Origin of the sequence: Pedobacter mendelii (genome assembly GCF_014635725.1) — a bacterium.
Lineage (GTDB): Bacteria > Bacteroidota > Bacteroidia > Sphingobacteriales > Sphingobacteriaceae > Pedobacter > Pedobacter mendelii.
In genome coordinates this window covers 1-21,997 of record NZ_BMDJ01000001.1, presented here as the reverse complement: position 1 = coordinate 21,997, position 21,997 = coordinate 1, and the positions used below count along the sequence as shown (strand labels likewise).

Sequence of the window (21,997 nt, the reverse complement as noted above, 5' to 3'; positions counted from 1 at the left end):
ATACAATGGAAAAACCTGTTGCATTAGGTGTAGACATAGGTGGCACGCACATCACGGCGGCGTTAGTAGATTTAGAAACTAGAACAATCGTTCACAATTCCATTGAACGTAATGCAATAGATTCGCAGGAGAGTAAAGAAGTAATATTGACCGCTTGGTGTGAAATTATAAAAAAGGCTTTTGAAAAATCACCAAGTGATGTTAAGTTAATTGGAATTGCCATGCCAGGTCCGTTTGATTATGAACAAGGCATATCACTAATAAAAGATCAAGATAAATTTAAAGCGCTTTATGGCGTAAACATTAAAGATGAACTATCTAAAAGATTAAGCATTGATGCTGCAAACATTCACTTTATTAATGATGCAGCAGGTTTTTTACAAGGTGAAGTTTTTGGTGGAGCCGGTCGGGGTAATTCAAATGTTTTAGGTTTAACGCTTGGCACCGGACTGGGTTCTGCCTATTGCGTAGGTGGCGTGGCAAAAGATGCTGATTTATGGAACTCACCATTTTTAAATGGTATTGCTGAAGATTACCTATCAACCCGATGGTTTGTAAAACGTTACCAGCAACTGAGTAATAATACTGTTGCAGGCGTAAAAGAATTAACAGCTTTAAACGCTACAGATTATTCGGCTACCAGAGTTTTTATGGAGTTTGGGTACAACCTAGCCCAGTTTTTAATGCCGGTTATCAAAAAAAATAAATCCGATGTGGTAATTATCGGTGGTAATATATCAGGTGCATTTGCTGCATTTTCTCCAGAATTAATTGCAACTTTAAAAGGCAATTCAATTGATGCAGATATTAGGGTAACGAAGCTAAAAGAAAACGCAGCACTAATTGGTGCGGCAAGCTGTTGCGATGTAACTTTCCGCCATGAAAATACTGCCGAAAGTTTAGGCGATGAGGTAAAAAGTTTTATTAATAAAGGGTAAAACCTTTTTTTTAGATAGATTGGTAAAACCATTTAGTAATCATTTAAAATCAATATTTTTATTCCTTACTGATTATTGGCAAATAATTTATAAACCACAACTTAAAAATCAGATATAAAATTAAACACATGAAAAAAATACAATTAATTAGCATTTTGTTTTTTGTTGCACTGATTCCTTTAACACAATTAAAAGCCCAGGAAATCATTAAGAAAAAAGGCTACACATTAAGTTTCGAAAGCAACTTTGCTGAATTAGATCCGAAGCTAAAGAAGCGATTAATAGAAACCTTTTTTGAGGTTTATCCTAAATTAGCTAAAGAATATAATCCAAATACATTAAAAGAAGTAAAATTTTCTGTTGATACTAATTATAAAGGTGTTGCCGCGACAAGTAATGGAAAGGTAACTTTCAGTTCGATTTGGATGGTTAAGCATCCTGAAGATATTGATGTTGTAACGCATGAAGTAATGCACATTGTTCAGGATTATGGCAGAAGTGTTGGTCCTGGTTGGTTAACAGAAGGTATTGCAGATTATGTTCGTTCGAAATTTGGTATCGATAACCCTGGTGCAAAATGGACTATGCCCGATTTAAAGCCTGAGCATTCTTACAAAAACAGCTACCGCATTACCGCTAGATTTTTCACCTGGATTGAGAAAAATGTTAAATCAGGAACGATTAAAGCCGTTGATGCATCATTAAGAGATCATACTTATACATCTGCAATCTGGACTAACTTAACAGGTAAAGATTTAGATGGACTTTGGGCAGACTACGTTAAAAATCCTCAAATTTAGAAGCTGGGTAACACTAAAATTTTAGCAAACACATAAACTGATATATAAATAATGAAAAAACTATTCATCGCCTTATTAAGTTTTGCAGCAACGGGAAGTTTTGCACAACAGGTAGGCAAAATTACCGATCCTATAGAATGGATTAATCCTTTGATGGGCTCGCAATCAAAACCAAGCTTATCAAACGGCAATACTTACCCAGCCGTTGGCGTGCCTTGGGGTATGAACATGTGGACTCCACAAACCGGAAAAATGGGCGATGGTTGGGCATATACTTATGATGCCGATAAAATCCGTGGCTTTAAACAAACGCATCAGCCTTCTCCATGGATGAATGATTACGGTGCTTTTGCCATTATGCCTGTAACCGGAAAATTAAAATTTGCTGATGATGACCGTGCGAGCTGGTTTAGCCACAAAGCAGAGGTTTCAAAACCTTATTATTATAGTGTTTATTTAGCTGATGCTGATGTTACAACAGAATTGACACCAACAGAAAGAGCCGCTCAGTTTAGATTTACTTTTCCTAAAACCGATAGTTCTTTCGTTGTAGTAGATGCACAAAACAAAGGTTCGTACATTAAAATTTTTCCCAAAGAAAGAAAAATTATTGGCTACACAACCAAATATGCTCGTGGGCCTCTACCTAAAAATTTTAAAAACTACTTTGTTATTTACTTCGATAAAGATTTTACTTTGGCTAAAACCTGGAGTGGAAAAACCCTTGGAAATGATTTAGAACTTACCAGCGACCATACAGGTGCAGTAATTGGTTTTAAAACCACCAAAGGAGAAAAAGTTACTGCAAAAACGGCTTCGTCTTTTATCAGTTTTGAACAAGCAGAGTTAAACTTAAAAAGAGAATTGGCTGGTGATAGTTTTGATGCTACTAAAGCTAAAGCAAAAGCCGTTTGGAATAAAACCTTAAGCAAAATAGCTGTTGAAGGTGGTTCAATCGACCAAATGCGTACTTTTTATTCTTGCCTATACCGTACATTATTTTTTCCAAATAAATTATATGAGCTAGATGCTAAAAACCAAATTGTACACTGGAGCCCATACACTGGTGAAATTAAACCGGGTTATATGTTTGCTGGTACAGGTTTTTGGGATACTTTCAGAGCATTATATCCTTTCTTAAATCTGGTATATCCTTCAATAAATAAAGAAATGCAGGAAGGCTTAATTAATGATTATAAAGAAGGTGGCTGGTTGCCTGAGTGGAGCAGCCCGGGTTATGCAAACATTATGGTTGGCAATAATTCTGCTTCTGTTGTTTCTGATGCCTACATTAAAGGTTTGCGTGGCTATGATATTAATACCTTATGGGAAGCACTTAAACACGGCGCTAATAACGAAGGTCCAATAGAAGCTGTTGGCCGTAACGGCGTAAAATATTACAATGAGTTAGGTTATGTACCTTTCGATGTGAAGGTAAATGAAAACGCTGCAAAAACTTTGGAATATTCTTATGATGATTTCACCATCTACCAATTAGGAAGGGCTTTGAAAAAACCTGCCTCTGAAATAGAAGTATTCAAGAAAAGGGCAATGAATTATAAAAACCTGTTCGACCCATCATCGGGTTTAATGCGTGGAAAAAATCAAGATGGAACATTCCAAAGTCCTTTCAGTCCGTTTAAATGGGGTGGTGCTTTTACAGAAGGCAACAGCTGGCACTACAGCTGGTCTGTTTTTCAGGATGTTGATGGCCTGGCCAAGCTTATGGGCGGACACGAAAAGTTTGTAACTAAATTGGATTCAGTTTTCTCGATGCCACCTGTATTTGATGAAAGTGCTTACGGAGGCGTAATTCATGAAATTCGTGAAATGCAAATCGCCAACATGGGGCAATATGCTCACGGAAATCAACCCATACAACACATGATTTATTTATACAATTTCGGTGGTGCTCCATACAAAACTCAATATTGGGTTCGTGAAACTATGGATAGAATGTACAAAGCAACTCCCGATGGTTATTGTGGTGATGAAGATAACGGACAAACTTCTGCTTGGTACGTATTTTCTGCAATGGGTTTTTATCCGGTAACGCCTGCAACGGATCAGTATGTTTTAGGAGCTCCTTTATTTAAAAAGGTAACGCTAACTTTAGAAAATGGTAAAACTGTTGTAATTAATGCTGCTGCAAATAGTAATGAAAACCGTTACGTTCAATCGCTACAAATGGATGGAAAAGCCTACTCTAAAAACTGGATAAGCCATAGTGGTTTGCAAAAAGGTGCCGTTTTAAATTTTAATATGTCGGCAACGCCTAACAAAACAAGAGGGTCGAACCCGGTAGATTTCCCATATTCATTATCTACAGAAAAATAAACTATAAAAATTATTTGTCTGATAAGCTTGTCGAAAACTTTTAAATTTCGACAAGCTCAATCTGGCACAGATTGATAGATTAATCACTAAATTGATTATCCAATACAGCACTATTAACTAAACCAAATATTATGAAGATTAACGTCTTAAAAATTGGGTCAACGGCCTTTATCTGGTTGCTTGGAACATGTATGGCATTAGCCCAACAACCCAACATTGCACTTACAGATTTATCAGCATTTAAAGAACCCGGAAATTCTTGGTCTTTAGTGGGTGATGTTACCGTAAATCTAGATCAGCTAAATTCTATAAAAGGTACCAAAGGAACTGGTATTTTGTTAAACATATCTGAACCAAAAAAAGTAGGTTTTGATTTAACTACAATAAAGGAATATGGCGACATGGTTTTAGAACTGGATTACCTTACAGCAAGAGGAACCAATTCTGGCATTTATCTACAAAACAATTACGAAATACAATTGGAAGATTCGTGGACAGTTAAAAATCCGCTTTCTTCAAACAACGGCGGTTTGTACGAACGTTGGGATAATGACAAGCCCGAGGGTGAAAAAGGTTATGGTGGTATTGCGCCACGCCAAAACGCAAGTAAAGCACCAGGTTTATGGCAGCACATTAAAATTGTTTTTCAGGCACCAAAATTTGATGGTTCAGGTAAAAAAACAGCAAATGCTAGGTTAATTAGTGTTGATTTAAATGGTGTAACCATTCACGAAAACGTAGAACTTTGGGGTGCTACAAGAGGTGGTTACGGAACAGAAAAGGCAATGGCACCAATCCGCATTCAAGGCGACCATGGTTCTATAGCTTTCAGAAATATTTCCATTACTGATCTTCCTGCAGCAGCTGCACAAGGCGGTCGTCGTGGCGGAGGTGGAGCAGATCCAATTTATGTAGATGCACCAGTTAATACCATGATTAGAAGTTTTGTTGATGTAATGCCAGGCGTACGTTCTGTGCATGCCATTTCAGTTGGTAGTCCGCAGCAAACCGCTTACAGTTACGATTTAGACAATGGAACATTATTACACGGCTGGCATGGAGGTTTCTTAGATGCAACCCCAATGTGGGATGGTCGCGGTAACGGAACTTCTCGCCCATTGGGTAGTGTAACCCGCTTTACAAAAAAACCGGTAATGGCCATTTCAAAATTGGCAACCGCTGATGCTGCATGGGTGACCGATACCGCAGGAACAGGCTTTCGTACTAAAGGTTATGTAATGGATAATCAAGATCGCCCGGAATTTAAATACCAGATTTATGGAAATAAAGTTACCGATGCCGTAAAGGTTTTGGATAACGGACAAGGTTTATCGAGAGAGGTTACTTTGGAGCAACCTGCTAAAGATTTATACTTGCTTTTAGGCGAAGTGGCCGACATAAATGAAGTGGCTAAAGGCTTGTACGTTGTTGATGATAAAGCATACTATCTTCAATTTCCAAATGGCGAAAAACCAATCCTTAAAGATGTTAACGGTAAAAAGCAACTGATTATAGCAATTGGAAGCAAATTAAATTACTCTATTTTATTTTAGTCTGTATTACGATGAGATATACATTTAAAACATTAGCAATGATGGCGCTAAGCCTAAGTTGCTCTGCGCTTTTTGCCCAGGAAACACCAAAGGAAGAAGATTTTTTCAGAATTAATAAAGTACGTGTACCAGAAGGACCAATTTTAGAAGTTGGGGGTTTAGTTACTATGCCAAACGGAGATTTAGGAATTTCTACCCGAAGAGGTGATGTTTGGATTGTTGAAAACCCAACAAGCACGAAACCTTATTTCCGCAAGTTTGCAACAGGTTTACACGAGATTTTAGGTATAGCCCAAAAGAACGGTGCAATTTATGTTGCGCAACGTGGCGAATTAACCAAATTGGTTGATAAAAATATGGATGGCAAAGCCGATGTTTATGAAACGGTTTATGCATGGCCAATTAGCGGGCATTACCACGAATATAGCTTCGGACCAAAAATAGCTGCTGATGGAACATTTCTGGTAACAGCGAATGTAGCTTTCGGCGATGAAGAATGGTGGAGAGGAGAAAGTAAGGTGCCAATGCGTGGCTGGGCTATGAACATTACCGAAGATGGTAAAATGACTCCTTATGCAGCTGGCTTTCGTTCTCCTGCTGGTATTGGCATGATTGATAATCAATTTTATTATACCGAAAACCAAGGCGATTGGGTAGGATCAGGCGGTTTATGGAAAGTGAATAAAGGTGATTTTATGGGTCATCCGGCAAGTTTAAAATGGAGCGACCGACCAGATTCTCCTGTGAAATTACAATCAGATTTTTTCTATGCTAATATAGATGAACGCCGCATTAAAAACGAACAAGGTAGGTACATCAAACCAGAAAACAGAGTTAACGAAACCTTTAAAACGCTTTTTGACATGAAAAAAGTGTTTCCAGAATTACGTCTGCCTTCTGTTTGGTTGCCCTATGGCATTTTAGGCATCTCATCATCAGAACCTGTTAAAATTCCGGAAAACACATTTGGTCCTTTTGCAGGGCAAATTTTAGCTGGCGACCAAGGCATGAGTATTATCTCAAGAATTTTCCTTGAAACTGTAAAAGGCGAGGAACAAGGTGCTGCTTTCTTATTTAGAAAAGGATTTCGTTCTGGTGTATTGCGATTAGCATGGGGTACTGATGGTTCATTATTTGTTGGCGAAACCAACCGTGGTTGGGGTTCGGCTGGTGATGCAAACGAAGGTTTAGAACGCTTGGTTTACAATAACAAAGTGCCTTTCGAAATGAAAGCTGTTCGTTCAATGCCAGATGGATTTGAGGTTGAATTTACAAAACCTGTTGATCGTAAATCAGCAGAAGATTTGGCATCGTATGCAGCAGAAAGTTTTATTTATAAATATCATCCGGTTTATGGTTCGCCTCCGGTAAATGTAGAAACCTTAAAAATTACTGGTGTAAAAGTTTCTGCCGATGGTATGAAAGCACGACTTATCATTCCAAATCTTCGTCAGTATTATATCCACACGTTAACTTTAGATGGTGTTCGTGATAAAGAAGGTTTTTATTCTTTGGTTCATCCTGTAGCTTATTATACCTTAAATCAAATTGCTGATGGGGATAAATTACCGATGAGTGAAGTAAGCACAAAAAATTCGGAATCCGGACCGAAAGCTTCGTCTACGCCAGTTAAACCTTCTGCTAAACCAAAGGCATCAACTGGAACTAAGCCAGAAGCAAAAAGTGCCACAAATACTACCCGGGCAAAAGTTAGTACAACATTAGCATCATCAAAAGCGCCAACGTATAAAGAGGTAGAAGGATTGTTGACGAAAAATACCTGCTTAGCTTGTCATAATCCCACTAAAAGACAAATCGGTCCGCCGTTTTTAGAAATTGCAAAGCGCAAGTATTCTCCAGAGAAAATTTATAATTTAATTCATAATCCTCAGCCTCAAAACTGGCCGGGTTATTCAACAGAAATGCCGCCAATGCCTCAGGTAACTAAGGCAGATGCTTTAAAAATTGCTGCATGGATTAATTCATTGGATAAATAAAAAAAGATAGTTAGTTTAGTTGGTTAAACGGTTGGTGGAAACACCAGCCGTTTTATTTTAAAATGGATAGAGCGAAAAAATGAAAAGAATCTTATCGTTGATAGGCATAAGTATGTTAATCTGCTTTGCAGTGAATGCACAGCAAAAAAGTAAAATTACAGGAACAGTTAAAGATGCAAATGCTGCATCAATTTCTGCTGTAAATATTCAGGTTTTAAATACAAATTTAAGTACAGTAACAAATTCTAATGGCGAATTTGAGTTAAACAATGTTCCATCAGGCAAAATAAATTTAAGAATTAGTGCAATAGGTTATGCTACCATTATAAAACTTGTTAGTGGAAGTGAAACCTTAAATGTGGTATTGCAGCAATCGAATTCCAGATTGGATGAAGTAACGGTATCGGCACAAAAAACCGAAGAAAATATTCAAAAAATTCCTTCGGCAATAACTGCATTTACTGCAGAAAAAGTAACAGATTACCGAATTCAAAACACACGTGATTTAGCTACGATTGTTCCAAATCTTTATAGCAGTAACCCTGGTGATGGTCGGAATATAACTTCAATAAGAGGGATTGGAACAACGTCTTACGATCCTGCTGTTGCAACATACATCGACGGTGTAAATCAATTCGGTTTGGATACTTACATCGCATCATTATTTGATGTAGAAAGAATAGAAGTGCTACGTGGCCCGCAGGGAACTCTTTATGGCAGAAATGCAATGGGTGGCGTAATTAATATCATTACAAAGCAACCATCAAATTATACTTCGGGTTTTGCAGGCGTTGATGTGGGTAATTTTGGTCAGCAGCGATATAGTGCAGGTATTCGGACGGCTCTGGTAAAAGACAAATTATTTTTTGGAGCTGCGGGTTTGTACAACCGTATGGATGGTTTTTACACCAATTCTTTTAACAATTCTAAATTTGATAAGCTGCATGGCTATTTAGGTAACTATTATTTAAAGTTTTTAGCAAGCGATAAATTTGCATTAACCTTAAATGTTAAGCACAACGAAAACCGTAATAATGGTACTTTCCCGCTAGCGGGTTCGGTTAACGATGCTTTAGAAAATCCATTTGTGTTGAATCAGAATGCAACAACCAAGATGGTAGATAACTTATTTAATACTTCATTATCTGCTAATTATGCTGGCGAATCAATAAATTTTAGTTCTCAAACTGCTTATCAATCAAATTACCGTTATTATACACAACCAATAGATGGCGATTTCTCTCCAATAGATGGTGTTTCCATTGTAAATAACTATGGAAAAGACTTTAATAAAGTTCAGGTTTACACGCAAGAATTTAAACTGAGTTCTCCGGCTTCTAATAATTCAAACTTAAAATGGGTTGCAGGTTTATATGGTTTTCATCAAAACAGTCCGGTAAAGCAAGGAACATACTTTGGTGCTGATGCAGCTTTGGTTGGCGCACCATTTCCGTTTTTTACCAGCTTAAATACCAATACAGGTAAAAGTTATGGTTTGGCTGCATTCGGACAAATAACGTACGCTGTCACCGATAAGTTGGCTGCTACAGTTGGTTTGCGTTACGATTACGAACATAAAAAACAAACTGCTTTAGGCGAATTTTTAATGGATGGTATGGAACCTGTTGTTACACAAAACGATACCGCTGCAACAGCAAATTTCAAAGCTTTTTCCCCAAAATTTAGTTTAGCGTATTCAATTGAAGATAATACTACTATTTATGCAAGCTATAGCAGAGGTTTTAGAGCAGGTGGTATTACACAGCTAGGTTCTGATCCATCGGTTTTACCCTTAGTGGCATACAAACCTGAATACAGTAATAATTTCGAAATAGGTTCTAAGAATATTTTTTTAGATGATCGCCTGAGCATCAACGTTGCCGCATTTTATATTAAATTAACAGATGCACAAATTCCTGTATTGGTTTTGCCAGATGCCGTTACGATTACCAGAAATGCTGGCGAACTAACAAGTAAAGGTTTGGAGCTAGAACTTTCTGCGAAGCCCGTTAAAGGCTTAAATGTAGATTATAATTTTGGTTATACAGATGCAACATATACTTCGCTACAATTGCCTCAAAATGGTGCCACAGTAAATTTAAACGGCAACAGACAAATATACACACCCCAAATTACTTCTATGCTTGCACTTCAATACGCTTACGAATTGGATAAATCATTAAAAATTAATTTAATTGCCCGTGGAGAATGGTTGTTTACTGGCAATCAGTTTTACGATTTGGCCAATCAAATTGAGCAAAAAGGTTATAATTTGTTCAACGCTAAATTGGGCGTATCGAATAAGAGATTCGATTTGTTTTTCTGGGGAAGAAACCTTGGCAATAAAACTTATATAGATTATGCTTACGATTTTGGAGCAGCACATTTAGGAAATCCGAAAACTTATGGGGTTTCGTTAGTTGGAAGGTTTTAATTTGTTATAACTATATTGAATTAAATAAGGAAGAGGCCGTCTCATAAATCATTTATCTATGAATCTTGTCACGTTGAGCCTGTCGAAATGCCTCAAAGGGCAGTTTTTGCAAGTCCTTCGACAAGCTCAGGATGACATTTCGTTTTATGATACAACCTTTCTTGTTTATAGCTGATTTGTAAACTGCCTTAAAAAAGAAATGGAGATTCCACTTTCGCAGAATCCCCATCATCTAAATTAACGCTCTCGAATATATAAACGCTGTAAAATAGATTTATTGTGTAGAGATTATTTTTTTATAGATATTCTTTCCAATAGCTGAGTTGCTCTTTGTTTTGGTAGCAAATAAATATTAAATCTCTACTTTTGCTTTTATGGAAGGCATTGATAAGAATAAGCAAGACCAAGAAAAATTAGCAGCCGCAAAGGCTGCTGTTCAACTTGTTAATGATAATGATGTTGTTGGTTTAGGTACAGGCAGTACTGCAACTTTTGCAATAAAAGAATTGGCTAAGCGTATTCAGGCTGGTTTAAAAATAAAAGCTGCGGCAAGCTCTGTAAAAACCGAAGAATTGGCTCTTTCTTTAGGCATTCCAATCTTGAAACTCGAAACGTTAGGCTCAATAGATATCAGCATAGATGGCGCCGATGAATTTACAGAATCTCTTAATTTAATTAAAGGTGGAGGTGGAGCATTATTCAGAGAAAAAATCATTGCTTCCTTAAGTAAGAACTCAATTATAATTACCGATTCATCAAAAAAAGTAGATAGGCTCGGTGCATTTACCGTTCCTGTTGAAGTTGTTCCGCTGGCCTTACAATATGTTTTGAATCAATTAGCAGCTTTGAATGGCAAAGCTGTATTAAGAAAAAAGGATGAGATGACCTTTATAAGTGATAATGGGAACTATATTGTAGATGTTGATTTCGGACTATTAGATAAACCTGAAAAACTTGCACTCGCTTTAAATCAAATTGATGGCTTGCTGGCTCATGGACTATTTATCGGCTTAACATCTAGTGTGATTATGGCTGAAGGCGATAAAATTTTAGTTTTTGAGTAGCAGGATGACGGCAATTATGTGTTTTACCGATATTTTTTTAATCTTTAAAAACAGCCGAATCTTTCTACCGATACTTTTGCTTCACTCACCGATAAATTAAAGTAATTTAAAGAAAAGCCATTCTCCGGCTTTCATTTTCATGATACATTTGATATATAAAAACAAAGGTCATGGAAAATCTAATCAAAAAAAACCACGCAGATAAACAAATGGGTTTAGGCATTTTAATCGTTGTAATCGGTTCTGTATTCTTGCTGCGAAATACTGGAATTGACATACCACATTGGGTATTAAGCTGGCATACCATCATGCTCGGTGCTGGTTTGTGGATAGGGTATCGTAAAAATTTCCAAGGTAGTGGCTGGTTGGCTTTAACTATAATTGGTGCAATATTTACACTGAGAGATATCACCATTTTAGATTTTGAACTATCGAAAATTACAACTGCTTTGGTGCTTATCGGTTTAGGTTTGTGTATAATTTTAAAACCTCGCAAGTTCAAAAATTTCTCAAATGATTTTCAAAACACTTCAAGTGTGCATGAAATAAAAAGTTAAAATTCGTAACTCTATCATATATCTGAAAAGGGACATTTTTAAAAAGGTATCCCTTTTTAATGTACAGAAAGTAGAGGAATCAAGCCTGATATAAAAAGAAACGGGGATTCCGCCGAAGCAGCATCCCCGTCATCTAAATTAACGCTCTCACATACATAAACGCTGAGAATCGAAATTATTGTGAGCAGGTTAAATTTTTTTTTACTTTTTTGATATCACAATTTAACCTTTACAGCTGGTTGGAATTGAACGCTATTGTTCGACATCTTAATAGCGTGAAAATCCATTGATGGTTTTTAAATAAAAAACTAACCAATTCGTTTTAATTTAACAAAATAGGAATCAAATATTATTAACTTTGGTGTATCAAACCAATAAACAATACATTGTAACTTCATGAAAAAAAGCATTTTATTAGTATTTGCGCTATTATTTATATCAAAAGCATCATTCTCACAAAACGTAATTAGTCTATTTAATAGTGCCAACAACTTTTTTCAACTTTTGACAGAGGAAAAATATACTGAAGCCTATAGCAATTTTGATGAAACTGTGAAAGCAAAATTATCAGAAGAGCAATTAAAAAAACTTTGGACAGATATTAACCAAAGTTTAGGTAAGGCTAAAGCATTGGATGCAACCCAAAGTAAAACCCAAGGAGAATTTTTTGCTGTAACTGTAGAAGGCGAGTTTGAAAGAGGTTCTCAGAATTTCATTTTGGGATTTAACAAGACACAAAAAATCGTTGGATTTTTTCTTGCTCCTAAACCATCAGTTACAAAATACTTAGCTCCATCATACGCAGATACAACATTGTATTCAGAAAAGCAGGCTTACATCACCGATGCCAAGCATCAACTTGCTGCGGTGATTACCACGCCAAAAAACAATAAAAACTTTCCTATGGTAGTTTTTGTACATGGTTCTGGTCCTGGTGATATGGACGAAACGATTGGTCCAAATAAACCATTTAAAGATTTGGCAGCAGGATTAGCGGCTCAAGGCATTGGATCTATCAGATACGTTAAAAGAACTTTAATTTATCCTTACGAATTTGGAAAGGCTTTTACAGTTAAGGAAGAAGTTATGGATGATGCGCAATCGGCACTGGCTATGGCAAAAACAATTCCAGGTGCTGATTTGAAAAACATTTATCTTTTTGGTCATAGTTTAGGCGGTATGCTTGCCCCAAGAATTGCAGCTGCTGTGCCTGATTTAGGCGGAATTATTTTGGCCGCTGCACCTGCAAGAAAATTGGCCGATATGATTGAGGAACAAAATAAATATCTATTTGAGAAATCAAATGATACCGCTAAAAATGCTAAATCGCAATTTGATTTGGCGATTAAAGAAATTGATAAAGGTAGAATAACTCAATTGGGTACGATTAAGCCAGATTCGATAGTATTGGGTTTACCTGCTTCTTACTGGATAGACCTTAACAATTACAATCAGGTTGCTGCTGCACAAAAATTAACTAAACCACGGATTTTTATTATACAAGGTGGAAATGATTATCAGGTTTCAAAACAGGATTTTGATTTATGGAAAGCTGGGTTGGCAAATAACAAAAATGCAGAGTTTAAATTTTATCCTGAATTAAATCATCTTTTAAGTCAGCAAGTTGAAAAGGGTACAGGTGCTCAATACCAAGCATTCTCCAGCGTATCAGCAACACTAATTAACGATATTGTAGCCTGGATAAAAATTAAGTAACGCAAAAATTGAATTCTTACCAATCATTTATGGTATCTATTTAATATTCAAAATTAAAGTGTTTTAAAAGGATTAAGAATATTCAATTACGCTCCTTTCTAATCTTTTATTGAGGTTTCTCAAACAATAAGTAAAAATCTTCGGTTGTGATATATATCAGCCGGAGCATTTATGAAAAGGAAGAAAGTATCAATAAAAGGAATATGGGAGGTCTTAAAAGCTTCATTTAAGGGTTTTACCACTCATAAAGTAACTAAGTTAAGTGCATCTTTAGCCTACTATACCGTTTTTTCGATGGCACCGCTACTAGTGGTTATCATCTCACTTTGTGGTATTTTTTTAGGAAGAGAAGCTGCAGAAGGTCAGGTTTACGGGCAATTGGCTGGTTTTTTAGGTAAAGAAACTGCATTAGAGTTACAAGAAATAATTAAAGGCGCTTACTTAAATGGCAAAAGTACAGTGGCCTTTACCATCGGTTTAATCACTCTGCTTATTGGTGCAACTACTGTCTTTGGCGATATTCAGGATTCCATTAATATGATTTGGGGTTTAAAACCTAAACCAAAAAGAGATTGGCTGAAGATGTTACAAAATCGTTTTCTTTCATTTTCAGTGATAATAAGTTTAGGGTTTATCTTATTGGTTTCACTATCTATTACAACAGTTTTAGATGGATTTAATGATCGATTGCAAGCTCGTTTTCAAGGTGTATCTGTTGTAGTTTTCTATATCATAAATCAAATTATAACGCTTGGCGTAATCTCACTTATATTCGGTGTGATTTTTAAGGTATTGCCAGATGCATTAATCAAATGGCGAGATGTAATATCTGGTGCTATAGTTACTGCAGTGCTATTTATGATAGGTAAATTTGCTATTTCATTTTATATTGGTTCTAGTAATGTGGGCGGCACTTACGGCTCAGCAGGTTCATTAATCATTTTGCTATTGTGGACATATTATTCATCAATCATTTTATATTTCGGGGCAGAGTTTACTAAAGCCTATGCAATAGCTTACGGTTCAGAAATTCATCCATCGCACTACGCAGTAACAACTAAAGAAATAGAAATAGAAACCGAAGGAAACTCCATACAAGACAATCACAAAGAAATACGAGAACAAGTTCCTGATAAATAGTAATTGTGGATATTTTATTCTCCCCAAGCGGTAACAATTATATTTCGTTTTCCGCCATAATTTCTGTGTTCGCATAGATAAATGCCTTGCCAAGTACCAAAAGCTAGTTTGCCGTTTCTAATTGGAATGGTGACTGAATTACCAAGTAAAGCAGCTTTTAAATGTGCAGGCATATCGTCAGAACCTTCGTAATCATGTTCATAGTCAGGATCATTTTCGGGTACAGCTTTGTTAAAAAACATTTCAAAATCTATTCTGACAGTAGGGTCTGCATTTTCATTTATGGTTAATGAAGCTGATGTATGTTGAATGAAAACCTGGCAAATACCGATTTTTAAATTTCCAATTTCAGGGAAAGCATTAACAATTTCATCCGTTATTAAGTGAAATCCTCGTTTTCTTTCTCGTATTGCAAATGCTTTCTGATATATTTTCATTTCTATTTTTTTATCCAACCAGTATTTGATTCCTCATCAATAATAAGGTTATAATCTCCAAAATTACCCAATACATTTACATTTATACCTGCTTGTAAATTTCCCTTAATTCGTGCTAACGCATCTGGATTATCGTAAATCGCGGTGTTTGTATTGGTAACCTTTATTTTTTTATTCTGTTTTGATATCTGCGTGAGTTCAGCACTTTTAATAAAACCAATATTCCCATCGGGTAAAGTAACCTTGTAATAGTTTCCAGTCGCCGAATTAACGTTAACAATCGTTCCGGTTTGCAACTGTGTAAGTTTTGATGCATTTATTGTATTGCCATCTAACAAATTTGCTTTCCCTGAAGTTTTTAACGTTTTATTTAGATTAGAAATTGGTGCAGCAACATTTGGTGGAGTTTTAATTGTAGGATTTATAAATGGTAATGGATCTACAGCGCCACCAAAAGTGTAAATACCAAAGTGCAAATGCGGTGGTGTGGTACGGGCATTTCCGGTATTTCCCATCAATCCTAAAGTATCGCCTGCTAAAACCTGGGCACCTTCTTTAGCAATTTGCTCATCAAGATGGGCATAATAAAGTGTATAATCTTTACCGGATGGCCTAAACCAAATTACCTTGCCGCCTAAATTATTTTCGTTAATTCTTGTCACTGTTCCATTGCTGGTTGCTACAACAGGGCTTCTAAAAGAGCCAAAAATATCAACACCTTCATGCTTACGATTATTTTTATCTCTGCCATCGCCCCAATAACTACCAATATTTGCCCGCCCTGTTTTCGTTGGAAAACCTAAAGATGGTCCTGATGTTAATTCCAATGTGTATTCAGCACTTCTTAATAGTTCTGGTTGTAGCCTGATTAAATAATCTCCGCTTTCATCCACATCAATCTGAATGTCGTTGCCTAAGGTATCGGCAGATGCTAATAATTTAGCCTCACCATCAGTAGGTAAACGCCAAATATCAAGGTAAATGGCTACACCATTTTCAGGCTTCTTCTTAAGTGATATATTAATCTTTGCTCCTCTCGTAGCGATAAATTTGTAGGCTGTAGCATTAGCCTTCTCGGCAGAAAAATAACCAGTTTCTTTATATGGTAAATTTATCTTTAACGCTTTTTGCGTGCTTAGGGTAGATGCATTAATCCAGGCAGAACCTAAAGCGGTGTTCTCCAAACCAGCAGTAATCAGTTTGCGCTGATAAGTTTCATGTGGTGATGCAGCTTTAAATAAATTAATTGAGCCAGTTTTGCAAGATAGAAATGTTGCTATTAAAAATAGACAGGTTAATTGTATTAAACGCATTGATGTTTCGGAGTTATTTTATGATACAATTGATTAACAAATAATTCAGTTACAAGTTTGTGTATATTCAATGTGTTCCTGTAATGATTGTATTGTCAAATTAAAAAACGTTGTGTTAGCGTTAATTGCAATAATTTACCTAATCATTCACTTATTAGCCTTTGTATAAATATATTTGCTATTATCATTCACACCCAAAATCAATCTCAAATTTAATCAATGAATACATTCGAAAGCCGCTACGCTCAAAGTCCGAAAGAGGTTAAGCAAATGGACACATCTGCCTTAAGAGAAAATTTTTTAATAGAAAATGTTTTTGAAGCAAACCAAGTGAATCTAACTTTATCTCATTTTGATAGATATATTGTTGGTGGAGCAATGCCTGTAGGGCAAAAAATAGATTTGCCAAATCCTGATGATTTAAAAGCAAATTTCTTTTTAGAAAGAAGAGAATTGGGGATAATTAATGTAGGTGGAAAGGCTATTGTTACAGCTGATGGCGAAAAGTTTGAACTAAACTATAAGGAAGCCCTGTATATTGGTAAAGGTACTAAAGAAGTTTCTTTTGAATCTGTTGATGGTAACCAGCCTGCTAAATTGTACATCAATTCTGCACCCGCTCATCATGCTTATCCATCAAAAAAAGTAAGTAAAGCCGATGCTGAAATTGTAGAATTGGGTGCGCCTGAAACAGCTAATCATAGAATAATTAATAAGCTTTTGGTAAATAGTGTTTTGCAAACTTGTCAGTTGCAAATGGGTATGACAGAGCTAAAATCGGGAAGTGTTTGGAATACTATGCCTGCTCATACACATGATAGAAGAATGGAAGCTTATTTTTATTTTGAGGTTCCTGAAGGCCAAAGCGTGTGCCATTTTATGGGTCAGCCGCAAGAAACCCGTCACATTTGGATGCAGAATGATCAGGCTGTAATCTCTCCAAATTGGTCAATCCATTCAGGTGCCGGAACAAGTAATTATACATTTATTTGGGGAATGGCAGGCGAAAATTTGGATTATGGAGATATGGACCATTGTGCAATAACAGAACTAAAATAAATTTTGGAAATACATAAAATAGGATGTTAAATATATTTGATTTGGCTGGTAAAACTGCCTTGGTAACCGGATGTAAAAGAGGAATTGGAAAAGCAATGGCTTTGGCTTTAGCAGAAGCTGGTGCCGATATTATTGGCGTTTCTGCTAGTCTGGAACTTGAAGGCAGCTCAATAGAAAAAGAAGTTACAGCCTTAGGTAAAAAGTTTTATGCTTACCAATGCGATTTCAGTAAAAGAGAGGCTGTTACAGAATTTGCGGTGAAAGTAAAATCAGATCATCCTGTAATTGATATCTTGGTAAACAACGCAGGTACAATTTTACGTAAACCAATTGCCGAACACCCGGATGAAATGTGGGATGAGGTGATTGCTGTAAACCAAACTGCCCCTTTTATTTTAACAAGAGAAATTGGTAGAGATATGGTTGCGAGAGGAAGTGGTAAAGTCATATTTACAGCATCTTTATTATCATTTCAAGGAGGTATTACAGTACCAGGCTATGCTGCAAGTAAAGGTGCCATTGCATCATTAACCAAAGCTTTTGCAAATGAATGGGCAGCTAAAGGCGTAAATGTTAATGCAATTGCACCAGGGTATATTGCTACAGATAATACAACCGCTTTACGAGAGGATGAAGATAGAAGTACATCAATTTTGGCTCGTATTCCTGCAGGTAGGTGGGGAACCCCAGAAGATTTTAAAGGTCCGACAGTTTTTCTTGCATCAAAAGCAGGCGATTATGTTCATGGCACAATCTTAACTGTTGATGGCGGCTGGATGGGAAGATAGGTTTATAAAAAGAAAAGTCTGAATTTTAGGCTCAAAACCCAAAAATTCAGACTTTCGTTGATTTTACGCTTTCAAATAATCAAGGTTTTTTAAGGCTAGATTATTGACTACTTCCTTATTAAAAAAGGTTGTAAATTTCTTTGATATCTTTTAAAATGTTATCAAAATCGATTTTTAAATCAATTATTTTACCGGTGTGGATGTCAAAAACCCATCCTTGAACGGTTAAACCTCTTAAAGTTATTGCTTCTTGTACAGCTGCGGTTTTTAATAAGTTAACACATTGCTCCTGAACATTCAGTTCTACCAATCTGTTGTAGCGAACGCCTTCATCCTCAATAGCGTTAAGTTCATCTTTATGCGTACGGTAAACGTCGCGGATGTTTCTTAACCAGGGATTTAAAATCCCCATATCTGCTGGTTGCATAGCAGCCTTAACCCCACCACAATTGTAATGGCCACAAACAATAATATGTTTAACTTTTAAATGGCGAACGGCATAATTTAAAACCGTCATTACGCTTAAATCAACGTTATTTACCAGGTTAGCAATATTGCGATGAATAAAAGCTTGCCCTGGTTGTATACCCATTAAATCTTCGGCGGTTACCCGACTATCGGAGCAACCAATATATAAAAATTCAGGACTTTGGCCTTTTGCCAAATCAGTAAAATAATCAGGATTGTTTGCTAATTTTTTGCCAATCCATTCTTCATTGTTCTTGAATACGTCTTGTAAATTCATCTTTTAAAATTGAAATTATTGATTTAATAATCTTTTCCAGAAGCTAATTCTGTATGCTCTAAAATTAATGAAAGATTTTATTGTTTTAAGTTTATCAACGGAAATATTATCGTGAAGATTAAATAAGATTTATTTGAATTAATTGTTAACTGTCGAATTTGCTTTTTCTGGTAAAAATTGAATTGGCCTTAGCAATTAAAAGGTCTTTAAATTGTAGGTTTCAAATAAAGATTCTATAAATCTTTTATCCCAACCTTTCCAAAAGCTTTTTCAAATCATCATCTTCACTAAAATTAGTTTTTGCTTTAAGTTGTTTCAAGGTTCTGTTGAAACTCCTTACAGAAATCCCAAGGTAAGCAGCCATATCTTCTTTAGATACCGAAATATTTTCATCCTTTTGTAGTTTGAGCAATTTCATTAAGCCATATTCTAAAGTATAAAGCTGTTGAAAAGAAGCCCTGGAACTGGTTTGAATAATTCTGGTAGATAATTCCTGGAGTAAAATTTTAGTGAATTCTGTATTTTCTTCGGTAAGTTTTAAGAAAAAATGATCTGGAATGGCATAAGCGGTTACTTCACTTATTGCTTCAACATTACAAAGGCAGTCAATTTTTTTTATGGCTTCCAGTTCGCCTACAACTTCGCCTTTACCTAAAAATTCGATTATAAAATTTTTGCCGTTTTCTTCAGATATAAAGCATTTGGTTATTCCATCTTTTATAATGTAAATGTTTCTGATTTTTTCGCCTTGCGCTATAAATCTAAATCCGGCAGGAAAGGATTTTAGGTTGATGTTTTTTTGCTGATTGTTTTCTGCATAAAAACGCTCAATAAAGGTTAAAAAGGTAAGGTTAGTACGTAACATAATTCTAAGCGAGACAAATGTCCTTTCTTAATGATTTGAATTGGTTTAATTTTGTGGTACTAAAGTAAGTATAACAATGAAGAATAAAATAAAGGTTATCGCCTTTGATGCTGATGATACGCTTTGGGTTAACGAACCTTATTTCCGCGAAACGGAAGAACAGTTTTGGGGTTTATTGGAAGATTATTTGCCTCGCCATAGTATTTTGGCCGAATTGTATAAAACTGAAATCGCCAATTTACCGCTTTATGGTTATGGTATTAAGGGCTTTATGTTAAGCATGATTGAAACTGTTTTAAGGATAACCGAGGGTAAAGCAAATCCTGAAATTATAAACAGAGCGATACAATTGGGACAGGAAATGTTGAATAAGCCCATCGAATTATTAGATGGTGTGGAAGAAGTTTTAAAAGCTTTGCATGGAAAATATAAATTGGTAGTGGCTACCAAAGGCGATTTGCTAGACCAGCAACGGAAACTCACCAAATCCGGATTGGATCATTATTTTCATCACATCGAAATTATGAGCAATAAACAGGAAAAGGATTACCAAAAACTGCTGAAGCATTTGGATTGTAGACCAGAAGAATTTCTGATGTTGGGTAATTCTTTAAAATCGGATGTATTGCCCGTTTTAGCAATCGGTGGATATGCCGTTCACATTCCTTACCATACTACATGGGCGCATGAGCATATTGAACATACCATTGAACACCCTAACTTTTATCAAATGGAAAGCCTATTTGATGTTTTAAAAAAATTAATATCATGAACGAAAAAATAGATATCAATACTTGGTTAAGAAAAGATCATTTTAACTTTTTCAATGCTTTTGAAGAGCCATTTTTTGGTGCTACAGTTGATGTAGATTGCACTGCGACCTACAAGGAAGCGAAAGCACTTGAAGTTTCGTTCTTCTTACTTTACCTGCATAAATCGCTGGTTGCTGCAAATCAAATCGAAAACTTTAAATATCGAATTATTGATGGGGAGGTTTGGAAATATGAGCAGGTGCATGCATCTGCAACCATTAACCGTCCCAACGGAACATTCGGATTTAGCTATATGGATTTTCATGAAAACTTCGAAGATTTTAGACTTGACGCAAGTAAAGAGATTGAAAGGGTTAAAAATACTACTGGTTTAGTCCCTGCTTCATCGGGCGAAAATGTAATTCATTACTCCGCAATTCCCTGGTTAAATTTTACTTCATTGTCTCATGCCCGTAATTACTCGTATAAAGATAGCTGCCCAAAAATCTCTTTCGGTAAAGTTAGGGATGAAAACGGAAAGAAAATTATGGCGGTTTCAATTCATGCAAATCATGCCTTAATGGATGGATTTCATGTTTCGCAATTTGTTGATGCTTACCAGGAATTACTTCATGAAAAATCAACTGAGTTAATATCTGGATAATCTTATCTTAAAATTGTTTTCCCCTCAGATTTAAAGATTAATTTTCATTTGCTTTAGAGAAAGTAATTGCTATTTTTGCTGCATTAAGCAAATGGCTTATATTTAATAATAATTTACCTGGTTATTGAATATTTATTATTGGGGGATTAGCTCATTTGGCTAGAGCGCTTCGCTGGCAGTGAAGAGGTGATCGGTTCGAATCCGATATTCTCCACATTATCGTACATCAACGAAAAGGGAACGTATTTAATACGTTCCCTTTTTTGTTTCAAGCCATTTTATTATACGGTGGCTTTCGTTTATATTCGTGTTTTTAAGGTAAATGTTTACACCATATTTACACCAATATTTACACCAAATGGCTTCAATTAAAGTTTTGTTATACGAAAAGAAAATATATTCAGATGGTTCTCATCCTGTTTTGTTTCAGATTATTGATAATAGAAAGGTTTTCAAAAAGTTAATTTCCAAATGTTAATTAAGTATTGGGATAAAAGCCAGTCTAGATTGAAGTCAACTCCAAACCACCCCTTCGCTGGCGCACGCGTGCCGCGTGTGAATAGTAAACAAATAGCAAGAAAAACAATAGGAATAGTAATGAGCCGTAAATATAAATTCTACAATAAAGAAGGTTTATACTTTGTAAGTTTTGCAACAGTATATTGGATAGATGCCTGCCTGCGGTAGGCAGGTATTTGTGAGGCCATTATATAATGATGTTTTAGTAGATAGTTTGAAATATAGTATAACAAATCTGGGTTTACAATTATTCTGCTGGTGTATTATGCCAAGCCATGTACATTTAATTTTTAAAGCAAAGGATAATAATCCTGATAAA

18 protein-coding genes and 1 tRNA gene are annotated in these 21,997 nt (G+C 35.9%); 15 read left to right on the top strand and 4 right to left on the bottom strand.

Going from position 1 to position 21,997, the window contains the following annotated elements:
- Nucleotides 1-5 precede the first annotated feature (5 nt).
- The 10 genes from IEV50_RS00100 (at nucleotide 6) to IEV50_RS00055 (ending at nucleotide 14,536) form a co-directional block, all read left to right on the top strand.
- A complete protein-coding gene (locus IEV50_RS00100; protein ID WP_188411179.1) occupies nucleotides 6-938 on the top strand; it encodes an ROK family protein in 933 nt (310 codons plus the stop codon).
- A 128-nt stretch (nucleotides 939-1,066) separates the two neighbouring features.
- On the top strand, nucleotides 1,067-1,738 hold the full coding sequence (locus IEV50_RS00095; protein WP_188411176.1) for a basic secretory protein-like protein: 672 nt from the start codon (nucleotides 1,067-1,069) through the stop codon (nucleotides 1,736-1,738).
- 51 nt (nucleotides 1,739-1,789) lie between these two features.
- Nucleotides 1,790-4,075 carry a GH92 family glycosyl hydrolase gene (locus tag IEV50_RS00090; protein WP_188411175.1) on the top strand — a complete coding sequence of 762 codons (2,286 nt, stop codon included), beginning with the start codon at nucleotides 1,790-1,792 and terminating at the stop codon, nucleotides 4,073-4,075.
- Between the two features lie 131 nt (nucleotides 4,076-4,206).
- Nucleotides 4,207-5,628 carry a 3-keto-disaccharide hydrolase gene (locus tag IEV50_RS00085; RefSeq protein ID WP_188411173.1) on the top strand — a complete coding sequence of 474 codons (1,422 nt, stop codon included), beginning with the start codon at nucleotides 4,207-4,209 and terminating at the stop codon, nucleotides 5,626-5,628.
- Nucleotides 5,629-5,639: 11 nt separating this feature from the next.
- On the top strand, nucleotides 5,640-7,625 hold the full coding sequence (locus tag IEV50_RS00080; protein ID WP_188411171.1) for a c-type cytochrome: 1,986 nt from the start codon (nucleotides 5,640-5,642) through the stop codon (nucleotides 7,623-7,625).
- 79 nt (nucleotides 7,626-7,704) lie between these two features.
- The gene (locus IEV50_RS00075; protein WP_188411169.1) at nucleotides 7,705-10,059 is read left to right on the top strand and encodes a TonB-dependent receptor; all 2,355 of its coding nucleotides are present in this window, start codon (nucleotides 7,705-7,707) and stop codon (nucleotides 10,057-10,059) included.
- 374 nt (nucleotides 10,060-10,433) lie between these two features.
- Nucleotides 10,434-11,123, top strand: coding sequence for a ribose-5-phosphate isomerase RpiA (rpiA, locus tag IEV50_RS00070; RefSeq protein WP_188411168.1), 690 nt, complete (start codon nucleotides 10,434-10,436; stop codon nucleotides 11,121-11,123).
- Between the two features lie 170 nt (nucleotides 11,124-11,293).
- A complete protein-coding gene (locus IEV50_RS00065; protein WP_188411166.1) occupies nucleotides 11,294-11,680 on the top strand; it encodes a LiaF transmembrane domain-containing protein in 387 nt (128 codons plus the stop codon).
- A 396-nt stretch (nucleotides 11,681-12,076) separates the two neighbouring features.
- Entirely contained in the window at nucleotides 12,077-13,396 is a 1,320-nt protein-coding gene (locus IEV50_RS00060; protein ID WP_188411164.1) for a DUF3887 domain-containing protein, read from the top strand.
- A 171-nt stretch (nucleotides 13,397-13,567) separates the two neighbouring features.
- Nucleotides 13,568-14,536 carry a YihY/virulence factor BrkB family protein gene (locus IEV50_RS00055; protein ID WP_188411162.1) on the top strand — a complete coding sequence of 323 codons (969 nt, stop codon included), beginning with the start codon at nucleotides 13,568-13,570 and terminating at the stop codon, nucleotides 14,534-14,536.
- A 14-nt stretch (nucleotides 14,537-14,550) separates the two neighbouring features.
- Here the strand turns inward: IEV50_RS00055 and IEV50_RS00050 are convergent, their stop codons facing one another.
- Nucleotides 14,551-14,973, bottom strand: coding sequence for a secondary thiamine-phosphate synthase enzyme YjbQ (locus tag IEV50_RS00050; RefSeq protein ID WP_188411160.1), 423 nt, complete (start codon nucleotides 14,971-14,973; stop codon nucleotides 14,551-14,553).
- Nucleotides 14,974-14,975: 2 nt separating this feature from the next.
- Nucleotides 14,976-16,286 (bottom strand): M23 family metallopeptidase, encoded by a 1,311-nt coding sequence (locus tag IEV50_RS00045; protein WP_188411158.1) that lies wholly within the window; start codon nucleotides 16,284-16,286, stop codon nucleotides 14,976-14,978.
- Nucleotides 16,287-16,505: 219 nt separating this feature from the next.
- Here IEV50_RS00045 and kduI point away from each other — a divergent pair, with 219 nt between their 5' ends.
- On the top strand, nucleotides 16,506-17,345 hold the full coding sequence (gene kduI / locus IEV50_RS00040) for a 5-dehydro-4-deoxy-D-glucuronate isomerase (protein WP_188411156.1): 840 nt from the start codon (nucleotides 16,506-16,508) through the stop codon (nucleotides 17,343-17,345).
- A 23-nt stretch (nucleotides 17,346-17,368) separates the two neighbouring features.
- On the top strand, nucleotides 17,369-18,133 hold the full coding sequence (locus IEV50_RS00035; protein WP_188411154.1) for an SDR family NAD(P)-dependent oxidoreductase: 765 nt from the start codon (nucleotides 17,369-17,371) through the stop codon (nucleotides 18,131-18,133).
- 118 nt (nucleotides 18,134-18,251) lie between these two features.
- Here IEV50_RS00035 and IEV50_RS00030 read toward each other — a convergent pair whose 3' ends face one another.
- The gene (locus IEV50_RS00030; RefSeq protein WP_188411152.1) at nucleotides 18,252-18,878 is read right to left on the bottom strand and encodes a carbonic anhydrase; all 627 of its coding nucleotides are present in this window, start codon (nucleotides 18,876-18,878) and stop codon (nucleotides 18,252-18,254) included.
- Between the two features lie 244 nt (nucleotides 18,879-19,122).
- Nucleotides 19,123-19,743: a Crp/Fnr family transcriptional regulator gene (locus tag IEV50_RS00025; protein WP_188411150.1), complete on the bottom strand. Its 621-nt coding sequence runs from the start codon at nucleotides 19,741-19,743 to the stop codon at nucleotides 19,123-19,125.
- 76 nt (nucleotides 19,744-19,819) lie between these two features.
- On the opposite strand from IEV50_RS00025, the gene IEV50_RS00020 reads away from it, so the two are divergent.
- The 3 genes from IEV50_RS00020 (at nucleotide 19,820) to IEV50_RS00010 (ending at nucleotide 21,373) form a co-directional block, all read left to right on the top strand.
- Nucleotides 19,820-20,515, top strand: coding sequence for an HAD family hydrolase (locus tag IEV50_RS00020; protein WP_188411147.1), 696 nt, complete (start codon nucleotides 19,820-19,822; stop codon nucleotides 20,513-20,515).
- Entirely contained in the window at nucleotides 20,512-21,159 is a 648-nt protein-coding gene (locus IEV50_RS00015; protein ID WP_188411145.1) for a chloramphenicol acetyltransferase, read from the top strand. The genes IEV50_RS00020 and IEV50_RS00015 overlap by 4 nt, the downstream gene beginning before the upstream one ends.
- A 140-nt stretch (nucleotides 21,160-21,299) precedes the next feature.
- Nucleotides 21,300-21,373, top strand: a tRNA-Ala gene (locus IEV50_RS00010).
- Nucleotides 21,374-21,997 lie beyond the last annotated feature (624 nt).

Excerpts from the sequence above, each read along its gene's own strand:
- IEV50_RS00100 (WP_188411179.1), top strand. The coding sequence starts at position 6 with ATGGAAAAACCTGTTGCATTAGGTGTAGACATAGGTGGCACGCACATC.
- IEV50_RS00095 (WP_188411176.1), top strand. The coding sequence starts at position 1,067 with ATGAAAAAAATACAATTAATTAGCATTTTGTTTTTTGTTGCACTGATT.
- IEV50_RS00090 (WP_188411175.1), top strand. The coding sequence starts at position 1,790 with ATGAAAAAACTATTCATCGCCTTATTAAGTTTTGCAGCAACGGGAAGT.
- IEV50_RS00085 (WP_188411173.1), top strand. The coding sequence starts at position 4,207 with ATGAAGATTAACGTCTTAAAAATTGGGTCAACGGCCTTTATCTGGTTG.
- IEV50_RS00080 (WP_188411171.1), top strand. The coding sequence starts at position 5,640 with ATGAGATATACATTTAAAACATTAGCAATGATGGCGCTAAGCCTAAGT.
- IEV50_RS00075 (WP_188411169.1), top strand. The coding sequence starts at position 7,705 with ATGAAAAGAATCTTATCGTTGATAGGCATAAGTATGTTAATCTGCTTT.
- rpiA (WP_188411168.1), top strand. The coding sequence starts at position 10,434 with ATGGAAGGCATTGATAAGAATAAGCAAGACCAAGAAAAATTAGCAGCC.
- IEV50_RS00065 (WP_188411166.1), top strand. The coding sequence starts at position 11,294 with ATGGAAAATCTAATCAAAAAAAACCACGCAGATAAACAAATGGGTTTA.
- IEV50_RS00060 (WP_188411164.1), top strand. The coding sequence starts at position 12,077 with ATGAAAAAAAGCATTTTATTAGTATTTGCGCTATTATTTATATCAAAA.
- IEV50_RS00055 (WP_188411162.1), top strand. The coding sequence starts at position 13,568 with ATGAAAAGGAAGAAAGTATCAATAAAAGGAATATGGGAGGTCTTAAAA.
- IEV50_RS00050 (WP_188411160.1), bottom strand. The coding sequence starts at position 14,973 with ATGAAAATATATCAGAAAGCATTTGCAATACGAGAAAGAAAACGAGGA.
- IEV50_RS00045 (WP_188411158.1), bottom strand. The coding sequence starts at position 16,286 with ATGCGTTTAATACAATTAACCTGTCTATTTTTAATAGCAACATTTCTA.
- kduI (WP_188411156.1), top strand. The coding sequence starts at position 16,506 with ATGAATACATTCGAAAGCCGCTACGCTCAAAGTCCGAAAGAGGTTAAG.
- IEV50_RS00035 (WP_188411154.1), top strand. The coding sequence starts at position 17,369 with ATGTTAAATATATTTGATTTGGCTGGTAAAACTGCCTTGGTAACCGGA.
- IEV50_RS00030 (WP_188411152.1), bottom strand. The coding sequence starts at position 18,878 with ATGAATTTACAAGACGTATTCAAGAACAATGAAGAATGGATTGGCAAA.
- IEV50_RS00025 (WP_188411150.1), bottom strand. The coding sequence starts at position 19,743 with ATGTTACGTACTAACCTTACCTTTTTAACCTTTATTGAGCGTTTTTAT.
- IEV50_RS00020 (WP_188411147.1), top strand. The coding sequence starts at position 19,820 with ATGAAGAATAAAATAAAGGTTATCGCCTTTGATGCTGATGATACGCTT.
- IEV50_RS00015 (WP_188411145.1), top strand. The coding sequence starts at position 20,512 with ATGAACGAAAAAATAGATATCAATACTTGGTTAAGAAAAGATCATTTT.